Source organism: Campylobacter hominis ATCC BAA-381, from assembly GCF_000017585.1.
GTDB lineage: Bacteria > Campylobacterota > Campylobacteria > Campylobacterales > Campylobacteraceae > Campylobacter_B > Campylobacter_B hominis.
This window is the reverse complement of record NC_009714.1, coordinates 1,699,097-1,711,273: the sequence shown is the minus strand read 5'-3', so window position 1 is coordinate 1,711,273 and position 12,177 is coordinate 1,699,097. Positions and strand designations below refer to the sequence as shown.

Here is a 12,177-nt window from a genome sequence, read left to right as displayed (position 1 = left end):
TATCTGTCCTTGATATAGTTTTTGTGTTAAATATTAGCTAAAATTTAATAAAGAAGTAATTAAATTTTTAATATTTTTTGTTAAAATAAACTACGTGAAAGTATGTGAATAAGTGTTGAAAAGGTGTGAATGAAAATTTTAGGAATTGATCCTGGAACCAGAAATATGGGCTATGCAGTGCTTGAAAAAAATGTGAATAAAATTTCACTTATTGAAGCCGGACTTATTAAAATGAAACCTGAAAATTTACAATTTCAATTAACACAGATGTGTGAAGCGATAGATCAAATTTTTGAGTTTCATAAAATTGATGAGGTTGCGATAGAATCTATGTTTTATGCATATAATCCGCAATCCGTGCTTAAACTTGCGCAATTTCGCGGTGGTTTGAGTCTTAAAATTTTGCAGGTTTTTGGAAATTTTGCCGAATACACACCTCTTCAAATTAAAAAAAATGTAACAGGAAAGGCTAAAGCCGATAAAACGCAAGTCGCGTTTATGGTAAAAAAAATGCTTGGAATTTCAAAAGATATAAAACCGCTTGATGTAACGGACGCGATTGCCATTGCGATTACTCACGCGCATAATTTAAGGGGAGTAAAATGAAAATTTCAATGATACAATTTTCGTCCGTTAAATTTCAGATTGAAAAAAACTATGAAAAAGTTTTAAATTTTATGCAGGATGCAATATCAAAAAAAACGGATATTATTGTTTTACCGGAACTTTTTGATACGGGATTTTTTCCAAGTAAAAATTTGGAAAAATTCGCTGATAAAAATGCTTTTAGAGCGCGTGAAATTTTTAGCAATTTTGCGCGTGAAAATTGTGTAAATATTGTAGCTGGAAGCATTTGTGAAATGCGAAACGATAAACTTTTCAATGCAAGTTATATTTTTGATAAAAACGGAAAAATAATAGCAAATTATGACAAAATTCATCTTTTTTCGACAGGTAATGAAAAAGAGAGTGAAATTTTTACACCAGGCGAAAAAATTATAAGTTTCAGACTTAATGAAATTCCTTGCGGGATTATGATATGTTACGATTTGCGTTTTGCTGAAATCGCTAAAATTCTTGCTTTGCGCGGAATTTCAGTGCTTTTTGTAGTGGCTCAATGGCCTTTAAAAAGAATAAAACATTTTGAAATTTTGGCGAAAGCAAGAGCAATTGAAAATGAATTTTTTGTTTGCGCATTAAACGGATTTGGAAATTCTATTTTAATCAATCCCAACGGCGATGAAATTTTAAAATTTGATTTAAATGAAGGTGTAAAAACAGTCGAAATAAATTTAGATGAAATTATGCAGGCAAGAGATTTTTTACATGTTTTTGAAGATAGAAAACCTGAAATTTATAAGGAGATATTATGAAAAGTTTAGTTTTTGTAATAGATATGGTAAACGGATTTGTTGATAGCGGGGCTATGAGTGATTCTAAAATTGCAACTATTACACCAAATATCAAAGAACAGATAGAACATGCAAACGGTGTGCATTTTATCTGCGACAATCACGACAAAGATGATTTGGAAATGAAAGTTTATCCGCCTCATTGTCTTGTAAATACCGAAGAATGCAAAGTTGTAAATACTTTAAGAGAATTTGCGGATTTTAAAAATACAACATTTAAAAAATCTACAAACGGCTTTTTTAATTTGGACAAAAAACTGCTTGAAAATTACGATGAATTTGTAATTACCGGATGTTGCACCGATATTTGCGTATTACAATTTGCACTTTCACTTCGAGCATATTTAAATGAAAAAAATATGGATAAAGATGTTATTGTTCCAAAAAGTTGTGTTGAAACTTTTGATGCGCCAAATCATGAACGCACATATTATAATGAAATAGCTTTTAATTTAATGCGAAATGCAGGAATTGCAGTAATATAAAATTTTGGGCTGATTGCCCAAAATTTTGAATAAAAAAATGAAATTTTAGATATTTTTCATTAAAATATCTTTTCTTGTTTCATACTCTTCTTTGCTTATGGCACCTTTTTTGTATAAATCGTAAAGTGCTTCAACGCTTTTTATTTTTTCCGCATATTCTACATCATTGTAAGTGTTAAATTCAACATTTGCGTCTTCTACCATAATTCCTGTTAAAAATACATCAATAATCCACCAAAGTCCCCAAATAATAAGCGGAATAAAGCCGATAAATATCCAAACAGTCGCTATGCCGATCCAGTAAAGTCCAAGTTGAATAAATCCGCTTATAAATTTACCGCAATAAATACGGTGAAGTCCGCCACCTATCAATACGCTAAAAAACCATAAAGCATATGCTATATAAATATTTCGTTTCATTTTTTACCTTTTAAATTTTTGTCGAACATCATGCGAATTATTAAAGTTACAACCGCAAAATCAATCATCACATCAGCAAAATTAAAAACTGCGAATTCAAACCATTTATGCCAGAAAACGTAATCTACGACGCCGCCGTGAATAAAGCGATCAATTATATTTGAAAAGCCGGCTCCTGCTAAAATTCCGAACTCGACTGCGTGATTTAAAAAGAGTTTTTTCTCATAAAAAAGATATGTTAAAAGTCCTAATATTATGACAATTTGGATAAATTTCAAATTTTCACCCAAAAAGGCAAACATCGAAAAAGCGACACCTTTATTAAATGTGAGAATCAGTGAAATAAACTCTCCCTCAAAGTGAAAGCCGTCTAAGAAAACGGCTTTTATTGCTTGATCGGCTGCTAAAATTCCGACAAAAAACAGGCAAAATTTAAGCAACGCAATCTTGAAATTTGAACTTTTAAAAAAATCAGTCATTTAAAGCTTTACTGAAAAATTCTTCCGCTTCATCCATTTTTTTGTTAAGAAGTTTCTCATTTTTACCTTCCAAAAGTAGACGGATCAGATTTTCTGTACCTGAATACCTAAATAGTGTTCTTATTCCATCTTTTTGGATGTTTTTTTCAAATTCGTCCAAACCTTTGATTTTATCAAGCGGCTTTTTATTTTTTATTTTTAAATTTCTTAAAATTTGCGGATACGGTTTTATCATTTTTGAGATTTCGCTTGATTTTTTGTGCATTTTTATCATGCAGGCGCTAAATTGAAGTGCACTTACGATTCCGTCACCTGTTTTTGCAAAGCTGCCGAAAATCACATGCCCGCTTTGTTCGCCACCGAAATTTGATCCTATTTCTCTCATTTTTTCAAGAACGAATTTATCGCCTACATTTGTTCTGATTACAGAAATTCCGATTTTTGCTAAAAAATCATCAAGGGCTTTATTGCTCATCACGGTAGCCACTATTTTATCATTTGCAAGTTCGCCACTTTCTTTCAGATACGACGCCAAAATTCCAAGTAAAATGTCTCCATGAATTATTTCGCCGTTTTCATCCACTACCACAAGACGATCGGCATCTCCGTCAAAAGCAAAACCTACGTCCGCACGAAGTCTTCTGACTTCATTTGCTAAATTTTGCGGAAACAACGCGCCGCAATTTTCGTTTATATTTTTGCCGTTCGGCTCATTTGCAAGCACAATCGTTTCAGCACCGAGTTCTTTAAAAATAGTAGGAGCGACTTTGTAGCTTGCACCGTTTGCAGTATCAATTACTACTCTAAGATTATGAAGTGTTTCACTTCTAGGAAATGAATTTTTGATATGCACGATGTATCTGCCGATAACGTCATCTACGCGTTTTGCAGTTCCTATTTCCATCATTTGTTTTCTGGCTTCATTTATTATTTTATCACTAAAATAAATTTTTTCAATTTCAGCTTCTTCTTTTTCATCAAGTTTAAAACCTGTACGATCGAAAAATTTTATGCCGTTATCATAATAAGGATTATGACTTGCCGAAATCATAATTCCCGCATCGCAACGCATATCTTCAGTAAGAAAAGCAACCGCAGGCGTCGGCATCGGACCTATTTGGCGGACATTAAATCCAACTGAGGTTAAACCCGCAACAATGGCTGTTTCTATCATATAACCGCTTCTTCTGGTATCTTTTCCGACTAAAATCATATTTGTAAGTGAGTTTTTGCGAAAATAAACTCCTGCTGCCATAGCCAAACGAAGGGCAAGTTCGGCGGTTAAGAAATTTCCGGCTTTTCCACGAACTCCATCGGTTCCAAAAAGTTTCATATTTTTTCCTCTTTAAAATTAAAATTCGTGCAATTTTATCAAAAATTTCTAAATTTTTAATTTTTTGAGATTTTAGAACTTTGATTTTAAGATTTATTTAAAATTTGATTGAAATTTTAAATGTTGCCGTATAAATTTTTTATTTTTTAAAACGTATAAAATTCTTTTTCATTTTTGGCGCGCAAATTTTTAATAAATTTTTAAAATAAATCAAATTTTTATGAAAAAATTCTTTTTGTTGCAGATAAATTTTTATCCAAAAATAATTTTATTTTTTCATTTTTATAAAAACATTTATTTAAGAAATTTTTTGATACAATTTAATAATTTTTAATTTTTGAAGGAAAAATATGGACGATAATAAGAAAAAAATGCTTGAATCCGCCCTGAAATCAATTGATAAAGCCTTTGGAAAGGGTACACTGGTGCGACTTGGCGATAAAGAGGTTGAAAAGATCGATTCTATTTCCACAGGCTCTGTCGGACTTGATATCGCCTTAGGAATAGGTGGTGTTCCAAAAGGAAGAATTGTCGAAATTTACGGACCGGAAAGTTCCGGAAAAACAACTCTTACACTTCATATAATAGCGGAGTGTCAAAAAAAAGGCGGAGTTTGTGCATTTGTGGATGCCGAGCACGCTCTTGATGTTAAATATGCCGCAAATTTGGGCGTGGATGTCGATAATTTATATGTAAGCCAACCTGATTTTGGCGAGCAGGCGCTTGATATCGTGGAAACTTTGGCAAAAAGCGGCGCGATTGATCTTGTTGTCGTTGATAGCGTGGCGGCTCTTACACCAAAAAGTGAAATTGAAGGCGATATGGGCGATCAACACGTAGGACTTCAAGCAAGACTTATGAGCCAGGCTTTAAGAAAATTAACCGGCGTTGTTCATAAAATGGGCACTACGGTTATTTTTATAAATCAAATTCGTATGAAAATCGGTCAAATGGGATATGGCAGTCCGGAAACCACAACAGGCGGAAATGCGCTTAAATTTTACGCTTCCGTTCGTCTTGATATAAGAAGAATTGCCACATTAAAACAAAACGACGAATCCATAGGAAACCGCGCTAAGGTAAAAGTAGTCAAAAATAAGGTTGCACCGCCATTTAAAGTGGCTGAGTTTGACATTATGTTCGGTGAAGGTATCAGTAAAATGGGAGAATTGGTGGATTACGGTGTAAAGCTTGATATTGTCGATAAAAGCGGTTCGTGGTTCAGTTATAAAGACAAAAAACTTGGACAAGGCAGAGAAAACGCAAAGATTTATCTAAAAGAAAATCCGAAAGTTGCAGATGAAATTTTAGCGGCCATTAGAGAGCAAATGGGAAGTGAAAGCTTAAGTAGCAGTTCAGATGATGATGATATAAAAGAGGAAAGCGGAGAAGAATAATGATAATAACAGATATTTACGCGCAAGAAGTGCTTGATAGTAGAGGAAATCCTACGGTTAGAGCTTTTGTGGCTCTTGAAGACGGAACTTTGGCTGGGGCAACCGTGCCAAGCGGTGCAAGCACAGGAAAAAGAGAGGCACTTGAGCTAAGAGATGGCGACGAGAGATTTTGTGGTAAAGGTGTGTTAAAAGCCGTAGAAAATGTAAATACCGTAATAGCAGATGAAATCGTCGGAATGAACGTATATGAACAAAAAGATATTGATAACGCTATGAAAAAACTTGACGGTACGGAAAATTATTCAAATCTTGGTGCAAATGCCGTTTTAGGTGTTTCTATGGCGGTAGCAAGAGCGGCTGCTATGAGTCTTGGAATTCCGCTTTATAGATATTTGGGAGGCGCCAACGCGCAAATTTTACCGGTTCCTATGTTTAATATCATAAATGGCGGCGCGCACGCAAATAACAGTGTTGATTTTCAGGAATTTATGGTTATGCCTTTCGGTTTTGATTGTTTTAGCGATGCACTTCGAGCGGTAGCTGAAATTTATCAAAATTTAAAGAAAATTTTAAATGAGCTTGGATATAGCACCGCAGTTGGCGATGAGGGCGGCTTTGCGCCTAATCTAAAAGATAATGAAGAGCCGATTAAAATTATTATGCAAGCCATCAAAAAAGCCGGATATGAGCCAGGAAAACAGATTAAAATCGCGCTTGATGTCGCAGCCAGCGAGCTTTATGAAAACGGTAAATACAGACTTGAAGGAAAAACTTTTACAAGTGAAGAGTTGATAGAGCGATATGTTAAACTTTGCGAAAAATATCCGATTTTTTCTATTGAAGATGGACTTGGCGAAGATGATTGGGAAGGTTGGAAAAAGTTAACTGCAAGACTTAAAGATAAAATTCAATTAGTAGGTGATGATTTGTTTGTTACAAATGAAAAAATTCTAAGAGAAGGCATCGAAAAAGGCATTGCAAACGCGATTTTAATTAAGCCGAATCAAATAGGAAGTATTACTCAAACAATGCAAACCGTAAGGCTTGCACAAAGAAACGGATATCGCTGCATTATGAGTCATAGAAGCGGAGAGAGCGAAGATAGCTTTATTGCCGATTTTGCGGTTGCTTTAAATACCGGTGAAATTAAAACCGGCGCTACTTCAAGAAGCGAACGAAATGCAAAATATAATCGCCTGCTTGAAATAGAATGCGAAAATACGGAATTTTTGGGCAATAAAATTTGAACGAAAAAGAAATTTTAGACAGTTTTGAAACAAAAACCGATAGAGCGATTTCACAAGGATTAAAAAGTACTATAAAAATGATAACTTTTATAGTACTTACAATTTTGCTTGGCATTTATTTTGGAAATGTTATTTTTGGAAATCGCTCATTTGAAGTTTTACAGGATTTAAAAAAAGAAAAACTTTTTTTGTATAAAGATGTGGAGCGTTTAAAAAGCGAAAATGCGGCACTTCAAAAAGAATTTTTGGAAAAAAAATCACTTGATCCGGAACTGAATGAATGAGAAAGATTTTTTTTATTTTTTGTGCGATTTTAACGCAAAATTTAATTTGTGACGAATCTATAAAAAATGAGCAAAATTCCACAAAAACTGAACAAAATATAAGCGTAGCGCCTTTTGAAAATTATGAAATTTTTAAACAACAAATTTTTCAAATGCCTAATAATGCTAAAATTTTAAGTTCCATAAATATTGAATATATTGATGATTTAGGTAAAAAATACAATAAAATTATTGATATAAACAAAAGTATTGACAATAACAGCAATTTTGTTTTCGAATCCAGAAAAAAAGCCGATATTTCCAAGGTGCTTGACGTATCCGTGACAAAAGGCGTCACAAATAGTAAAAATAGTGTTTCAGGTAGCGTGGAAATAGAACTTCCGCTTGAAAATTTGAAATTTGATAATGAGTTGAGATTTATTATAAATAAAAGTGGGCTTTTGATGATTACAAAAGATAAGCTGACTGATTTTAAACGACTTAAAAAAGGTGTTTTTAAAGCCGTTTTGAAACGCGATAATTTGCCGTTTTCATTTGTGGGATACCATGTAAATAAAGGCGGATTTATAGACATAAATGTCAGCAAAGAGACAGAAGGATATAGTGTAAGATTCGGATATAACGGAAAATTAAAAATAGAGAATCAAAAAGACGGATATATAATAAATAAAAAATCCGATTAAACTGTAAATTTTATAAAATCAAAGATAATTAAAATTTAAAATTCGGTGGAAAATTAAATATATTTTTATATAGGAAATTAAAATTTTTTGCTTTTAATAAAAAGGCGAAATTTTAAAATTTCGCCTTTAGCAAGTCTGCTTAATTATTTTGATGAACAACCGCAACTGCTTCCGCCACAACCGCCATGAGCTTTAACTGCCGCTTGAATAGCTTCATAATCAGGCTCTGTTGTTACTTCTGAAACAATCTCTTTGTGTATAATCGTGCCGTCTTTATCTACTACGAAAATAGCGCGTGCCAAAAGTCCTGCAAGTTTTCCGTCTTTCATTAAAACTCCGTAAGCGTTCCCGAAATCTTTGTTTCTAAAATCACTTGCAACAGTTAGATTTTCTATTCCTTCGGTGCTGCAAAATCTACCCATTGCAAAAGGCAAATCCATAGAAATAACTGTTAAACATACATTTGTTTTGCCTGCCGCATTTTTGTTAAATTTGCGTGTTTCTGTTGCGCAAACGCCTGTATCGAGTGATGGCACTGTCGCTATAATTTGGATTTTATCACATTTACCGCCTACTTTCACACTGCTTAAATCTTTACCGCAAACTTCTACTACAGGTGCTTTATCGCCAACTTTCAATTCTTTTCCGGTCAAATTTACTGTATTTCCGCCAACTGTTACTGTTGCCATTTTTTCTCCTTAAAAAATTTTTCGCATATTTTAATATTTTTGAATAAATAAAACATAAATTTTTAATCTTGCAGAAATTTAAAATTTTAATGCTATAATTCAATAAAAACAAGGATAAAAATGATACCATTCAGTGATGATGAATTAATTGAACCCGTGCAAAAATCTCTTGATTTAATCAGACCTATGCTTCAAAAAGACGGTGGCGATTTGGAACTTTTAGGTATAAAAAATGCAGTCGTATACGTGCGCTTAAAAGGTGCTTGTCATGGATGTTCAGCAAGCGCGCAAACTTTAAAATACGGTGTGGAAAGACAACTTAAAATAGATATTCATCCTGAAATTTCAGTCGTAAATATCCCGATGGGCGAAAAATTCGAGCTTTAAAATGAAAGATTATAAAAAAACGGCAATTAAATTATTCGAAAAGCACGATTTTGCTGCATCTATGAAATATTTTTCGCTTGCTTACGAAAATGAAAAAGACGCTGAAATTTTGCTTATGATAGATCTTTGCGGGCTTGCTGAAATAGATGTTTTGGAAGCTTTGATGTTTTACGATTTTTTTGAGATAAAAAAATTAAGTATCGTTCAATATCAACAAATTTTAGATTCAATTTTTGAAAAAATAGCTTCACACGGCAGTAATTTTGAAATTCCGAAAGACGCTATAAGTTATGATGATTTTATGAAGCTTGTAGAAAAAAACGGAAATTTTAAAGATGTTTTTGAAAGTATTATGTTCAGCACTAAAATCGTTGTTTCAAGCAAAGGTGATATGTTAAATTTTTTGAAAAAATTGTTTGAAAATGATTATGTTGAAATAGGACTTGCTTATATGGAAAATTTCGCCAAAATTTATATCGGCGATAAAAATTTTGAAGCGATAGTTAAAAAATTTATAAAGAATGTATAAAAATTTAGTGAAGTTTTGATAAAATTATACGAAAATTTAAAGGAACTGATATGAGATTTCTATTTTTATTTTTATCGCTTTCTTTTATCTCTTATGCTGACGATTTTGTAGAAAAAGTGAGTTTAAAAAGTGATTTATGGGGCGCAGGACGTATAGAAAATATTAATTTGTACAATGAAAATTTCGCACCGTTTTTTGTAAATTGGCAAAGTAATCATTATTTTAGTATGCTCGCTATTATTGCTTTGCTTGCTGTAATTACCGCATTTGTTATTCATTATTTAATTATCGGACCGAAAACTTTTTCGCACGACGGCAAAAAGATTTTGGCATTTAAAAGTATAGAAAGACTTGTGCATTTGGCTGCTGCCATATCTTGGATTATTTTAGTGCCGACAGGGCTTATTTTGATGTTCGGCGATACTTTCGGCGGCGGATTTTTTGTTAGATTTTGTAAAAATTTACACGGAATTGCAACTATAATTTTTGCGATTTCGCTTTTGCCGATGTTTTGTTTTTGGTTAAAAAGAATGCTGCCTGCGATTTATGATATCAAATGGTTTATGATTGTGGGGGGTTATTTATCAAAAAATAAAAAGCCTGTTCCTGCAGGAAAATTTAATGCCGGTCAAAAAGCGTGGTTTTGGGTAGCCACAGCCGGCGGCGCTGTTATGATTTGCACCGGCGCTGCGATGTTTTTCTTGGATTTCGATTTGGGCGTGGCTACGTTTTTCGGTTTATCACAAGTCGAAATTTTAAGACTTTCAGCGATTATTCACAATATTTTAGGTGCAGTTTGCGCGACATTTTTGATGGTTCATATTTATATGGCCGTTTTCGCTATAAAAGGTTCAATTCACTCAATGATTACAGGATTTAAAGAAGAAGAGGAAGTATTTTTACTACATCATTTCTGGTATAAAGAGCTTTTACAAAAAGGCAAAATTCAAAAATCGGAATTCGAAAATAAATATTTAGCTTAAAATCAGTAATTTATGCGTCAGCTTCGAGGTTCGAAGAACAAAAAATTAAAGGAAAATTATGCAAATAGATTGTAGAAATTTGGAGTGCCCAAAACCTGTCATAAAAACAAAGGAAACACTAAAAAGTCTTAAAATAGGGCAAAATTTAGAAATTTTAGTAAATTCTAAAACAAGCCTTGAAAATATCTCACGTTTTTTAAATACAAATTCGATGAAATTTGAAGTTAGCGAACTTGACGGTGGAGAATTTTGTATAAAAACTACAAAAATGGACGAATTGGAAGATGAAAATATCGATTTCGCAGTTTGCGACAGTGGCGTAAAAAACGTTAAAAAAGTGATTTTTTTAAATGAAGAAAGTTGCGGTAGCGGTGAAGTCGGCAAAAGTCTGCTTGCAAAATTTTTAGGAACGATAAAGAATCTCACAAATCCGCCAAAAACAATTATCTGTGTAAATAATGCGGTTTTTATGACTACAAACAGGGCCCATGCATGTTATCCGGTTTTAAAAGATTTAGAATCAATCGGAATTGAAATTTTAAGCTGCGGAAGTTGCCTTGAAGCCTATAAACTGGTTGATAAACTTTCAATCGGAAAAATGTCGAATGCATATGAAATAATGGAAATTTTAACTCAAAATGAGGTTCTAAAACTTTGAAATACCGCGATTTTAACCTGACGAAATTTATTAAATCAGCAGGTTGTGCGGCGAAACTGGATCCGGCGGATCTTAACCAAAATGTCGCAAACTTGATAGATAATGATGAACGTTTGCTTTCAAGTACGCATAGCAATGAAGATGCGAGTGTTTTTTCTATTTGCGATTTTACTAATGAAATTTACAACAACTCGATTTTAAACTCAAGCGAAATTTCGCAAAAAAATTCGCCGAAAAATTTCAAATCGGATAAAAACTTATGCAATAAAATTTCGAATTTCGGCGAAATTTCACTTGTTCAAACGCTGGATTTTATTACGCCGCTTGTTGACGATCCGTTTATTTACGGTCAAATTGCGGCTGCAAATTCTATAAGCGATATTTTTGCTATGGGCGCAAAACCTATAAATGCGCTAAATATTGTAGGTTTTGATGAATGTAACTTCGGCGGCGAAATTTTATCTGAAATTTTAGCAGGCGGAAAATCCAAAATAAAAGAAGCAGGCGCCGTTTTGGTTGGCGGGCACACGATAAGATCGGCAGAGACTTTTTACGGACTTTCCGTGACAGGATTAGTTAAAGGACGTGATTTTTGGGCGAATAATACAGCCGTAGCCGGAGATGTTTTAATTCTTACAAAGCCGATCGGTACGGGCATTATCACAACTGCAATAAAATCCAAAATGATTGATTTTAAAGATTTCGAAGATGCCATTGAAAGTATGATCAGTTTAAATTTCAAAGCGTGCGAAATTTTGCGAAATTACGAAATTCACGCTTGCACTGATGTTACCGGCTTCGGGTTTTTGGGACATTTAAGCGAAATGCTGAATAAAAATATCAGTTTTGAAGTTTCATCTCAAAATTTTCATTATTTTAAAAGTGTGAAAAAATGCCTTGAAATGGGACTTATTCCCGGAGGAAGCTATAAAAATTCGGAATTTACAAGTAAATTTTGTGACAAAAAACCGCCGATTGAGCTTTGCGATGCGCAAACCAGCGGCGGACTTTTAGCGGCCGTAAGTGAAAACGAGGTCGCAAAAGTTTTAAATCATTTGCAAAACGAGGGAATTGACGCTTTTTTAGTCGGTTTTGCCGTGCCGAAAAAAGAATTTGAAATTTATATAAAATAGAATTTTCAAAGCTATATCGCTAAAATTTTATTGTATTTTAAAATTCGGTTGAAATTAT

General features: G+C 33.4%; 16 protein-coding genes. 12 read left to right on the top strand and 4 right to left on the bottom strand.

Annotated features, from left to right (window positions below; genetic code table 11):
- Positions 1-129: 129 nt before the first annotated feature.
- The 3 genes from ruvC to CHAB381_RS08345 are packed head-to-tail and all read left to right on the top strand — an operon-like array spanning position 130 to position 1,897.
- The gene (ruvC, locus tag CHAB381_RS08355) at positions 130-606 is read left to right on the top strand and encodes a crossover junction endodeoxyribonuclease RuvC (protein ID WP_012109611.1); all 477 of its coding nucleotides are present in this window, start codon (positions 130-132) and stop codon (positions 604-606) included.
- Entirely contained in the window at positions 603-1,373 is a 771-nt protein-coding gene (locus CHAB381_RS08350) for a nitrilase-related carbon-nitrogen hydrolase (RefSeq protein ID WP_012109610.1), read from the top strand. Before ruvC ends, CHAB381_RS08350 begins: the two co-directional genes overlap by 4 nt.
- Positions 1,370-1,897 carry a cysteine hydrolase family protein gene (locus CHAB381_RS08345; protein ID WP_012109609.1) on the top strand — a complete coding sequence of 176 codons (528 nt, stop codon included), beginning with the start codon at positions 1,370-1,372 and terminating at the stop codon, positions 1,895-1,897. The genes CHAB381_RS08350 and CHAB381_RS08345 overlap by 4 nt, the downstream gene beginning before the upstream one ends.
- Before the next feature lie 45 nt (positions 1,898-1,942).
- On the opposite strand, the gene CHAB381_RS08340 is transcribed toward CHAB381_RS08345, so the two are convergent.
- Genes CHAB381_RS08340 through glmM form a run of 3 tightly spaced genes read right to left on the bottom strand, consistent with a single transcriptional unit; the run spans position 1,943 to position 4,129 of the window.
- A complete protein-coding gene (locus tag CHAB381_RS08340; protein WP_012109608.1) occupies positions 1,943-2,317 on the bottom strand; it encodes an NINE protein in 375 nt (124 codons plus the stop codon).
- The gene (gene lspA / locus CHAB381_RS08335; RefSeq protein WP_012109607.1) at positions 2,314-2,796 is read right to left on the bottom strand and encodes a signal peptidase II; all 483 of its coding nucleotides are present in this window, start codon (positions 2,794-2,796) and stop codon (positions 2,314-2,316) included. Before lspA ends, CHAB381_RS08340 begins: the two co-directional genes overlap by 4 nt.
- Positions 2,789-4,129, bottom strand: a complete 1,341-nt coding sequence (gene glmM / locus CHAB381_RS08330; protein ID WP_012109606.1) for a phosphoglucosamine mutase — start codon at positions 4,127-4,129, stop codon at positions 2,789-2,791. The genes lspA and glmM overlap by 8 nt, the downstream gene beginning before the upstream one ends.
- Positions 4,130-4,479: 350 nt before the next feature.
- Here glmM and recA point away from each other — a divergent pair, with 350 nt between their 5' ends.
- Genes recA through CHAB381_RS08310 form a run of 4 tightly spaced genes read left to right on the top strand, consistent with a single transcriptional unit; the run spans position 4,480 to position 7,740 of the window.
- Positions 4,480-5,526: a recombinase RecA gene (gene recA / locus CHAB381_RS08325; protein ID WP_012109604.1), complete on the top strand. Its 1,047-nt coding sequence runs from the start codon at positions 4,480-4,482 to the stop codon at positions 5,524-5,526.
- Entirely contained in the window at positions 5,526-6,773 is a 1,248-nt protein-coding gene (gene eno, locus CHAB381_RS08320; protein ID WP_012109603.1) for a phosphopyruvate hydratase, read from the top strand. The genes recA and eno overlap by 1 nt, the downstream gene beginning before the upstream one ends.
- Complete coding sequence (locus CHAB381_RS08315) at positions 6,770-7,057, top strand: hypothetical protein (protein ID WP_012109602.1); 288 nt, start codon at positions 6,770-6,772, stop codon at positions 7,055-7,057. Before eno ends, CHAB381_RS08315 begins: the two co-directional genes overlap by 4 nt.
- Positions 7,054-7,740: an AMIN domain-containing protein gene (locus CHAB381_RS08310; protein WP_012109601.1), complete on the top strand. Its 687-nt coding sequence runs from the start codon at positions 7,054-7,056 to the stop codon at positions 7,738-7,740. Before CHAB381_RS08315 ends, CHAB381_RS08310 begins: the two co-directional genes overlap by 4 nt.
- Positions 7,741-7,883: 143 nt before the next feature.
- On the opposite strand, the gene tpx is transcribed toward CHAB381_RS08310, so the two are convergent.
- Positions 7,884-8,429: a thiol peroxidase gene (gene tpx / locus CHAB381_RS08305; protein WP_012109600.1), complete on the bottom strand. Its 546-nt coding sequence runs from the start codon at positions 8,427-8,429 to the stop codon at positions 7,884-7,886.
- A gap of 120 nt (positions 8,430-8,549) precedes the next feature.
- Here tpx and CHAB381_RS08300 point away from each other — a divergent pair, with 120 nt between their 5' ends.
- The 5 genes from CHAB381_RS08300 to selD are packed head-to-tail and all read left to right on the top strand — an operon-like array spanning position 8,550 to position 12,119.
- On the top strand, positions 8,550-8,816 hold the full coding sequence (locus tag CHAB381_RS08300) for a NifU family protein (RefSeq protein ID WP_012109599.1): 267 nt from the start codon (positions 8,550-8,552) through the stop codon (positions 8,814-8,816).
- A 1-nt stretch (position 8,817) separates the two neighbouring features.
- Positions 8,818-9,345 (top strand): hypothetical protein, encoded by a 528-nt coding sequence (locus CHAB381_RS08295; RefSeq protein ID WP_012109598.1) that lies wholly within the window; start codon positions 8,818-8,820, stop codon positions 9,343-9,345.
- 50 nt (positions 9,346-9,395) lie between these two features.
- Positions 9,396-10,328 carry a formate dehydrogenase subunit gamma gene (locus CHAB381_RS08290; protein WP_012109597.1) on the top strand — a complete coding sequence of 311 codons (933 nt, stop codon included), beginning with the start codon at positions 9,396-9,398 and terminating at the stop codon, positions 10,326-10,328.
- Positions 10,329-10,386: 58 nt separating this feature from the next.
- On the top strand, positions 10,387-10,986 hold the full coding sequence (gene yedF / locus CHAB381_RS08285) for a sulfurtransferase-like selenium metabolism protein YedF (RefSeq protein ID WP_012109596.1): 600 nt from the start codon (positions 10,387-10,389) through the stop codon (positions 10,984-10,986).
- On the top strand, positions 10,983-12,119 hold the full coding sequence (gene selD / locus CHAB381_RS08280; protein WP_012109595.1) for a selenide, water dikinase SelD: 1,137 nt from the start codon (positions 10,983-10,985) through the stop codon (positions 12,117-12,119). Before yedF ends, selD begins: the two co-directional genes overlap by 4 nt.
- The last annotated feature ends 58 nt before the right edge of the window (positions 12,120-12,177 follow it).

What these genes read in the sequence shown, in the direction of transcription:
- eno (WP_012109603.1), top strand. Translation starts at nt 5,526, where the DNA reads ATGATAATAACAGATATTTACGCGCAAGAAGTGCTTGATAGTAGAGGA.
- yedF (WP_012109596.1), top strand. Translation starts at nt 10,387, where the DNA reads ATGCAAATAGATTGTAGAAATTTGGAGTGCCCAAAACCTGTCATAAAA.
- CHAB381_RS08295 (WP_012109598.1), top strand. Translation starts at nt 8,818, where the DNA reads ATGAAAGATTATAAAAAAACGGCAATTAAATTATTCGAAAAGCACGAT.
- ruvC (WP_012109611.1), top strand. Translation starts at nt 130, where the DNA reads ATGAAAATTTTAGGAATTGATCCTGGAACCAGAAATATGGGCTATGCA.
- tpx (WP_012109600.1), bottom strand. Translation starts at nt 8,429, where the DNA reads ATGGCAACAGTAACAGTTGGCGGAAATACAGTAAATTTGACCGGAAAA.
- recA (WP_012109604.1), top strand. Translation starts at nt 4,480, where the DNA reads ATGGACGATAATAAGAAAAAAATGCTTGAATCCGCCCTGAAATCAATT.
- CHAB381_RS08310 (WP_012109601.1), top strand. Translation starts at nt 7,054, where the DNA reads ATGAGAAAGATTTTTTTTATTTTTTGTGCGATTTTAACGCAAAATTTA.
- CHAB381_RS08345 (WP_012109609.1), top strand. Translation starts at nt 1,370, where the DNA reads ATGAAAAGTTTAGTTTTTGTAATAGATATGGTAAACGGATTTGTTGAT.
- CHAB381_RS08300 (WP_012109599.1), top strand. Translation starts at nt 8,550, where the DNA reads ATGATACCATTCAGTGATGATGAATTAATTGAACCCGTGCAAAAATCT.
- lspA (WP_012109607.1), bottom strand. Translation starts at nt 2,796, where the DNA reads ATGACTGATTTTTTTAAAAGTTCAAATTTCAAGATTGCGTTGCTTAAA.
- CHAB381_RS08290 (WP_012109597.1), top strand. Translation starts at nt 9,396, where the DNA reads ATGAGATTTCTATTTTTATTTTTATCGCTTTCTTTTATCTCTTATGCT.
- glmM (WP_012109606.1), bottom strand. Translation starts at nt 4,129, where the DNA reads ATGAAACTTTTTGGAACCGATGGAGTTCGTGGAAAAGCCGGAAATTTC.
- CHAB381_RS08350 (WP_012109610.1), top strand. Translation starts at nt 603, where the DNA reads ATGAAAATTTCAATGATACAATTTTCGTCCGTTAAATTTCAGATTGAA.
- CHAB381_RS08340 (WP_012109608.1), bottom strand. Translation starts at nt 2,317, where the DNA reads ATGAAACGAAATATTTATATAGCATATGCTTTATGGTTTTTTAGCGTA.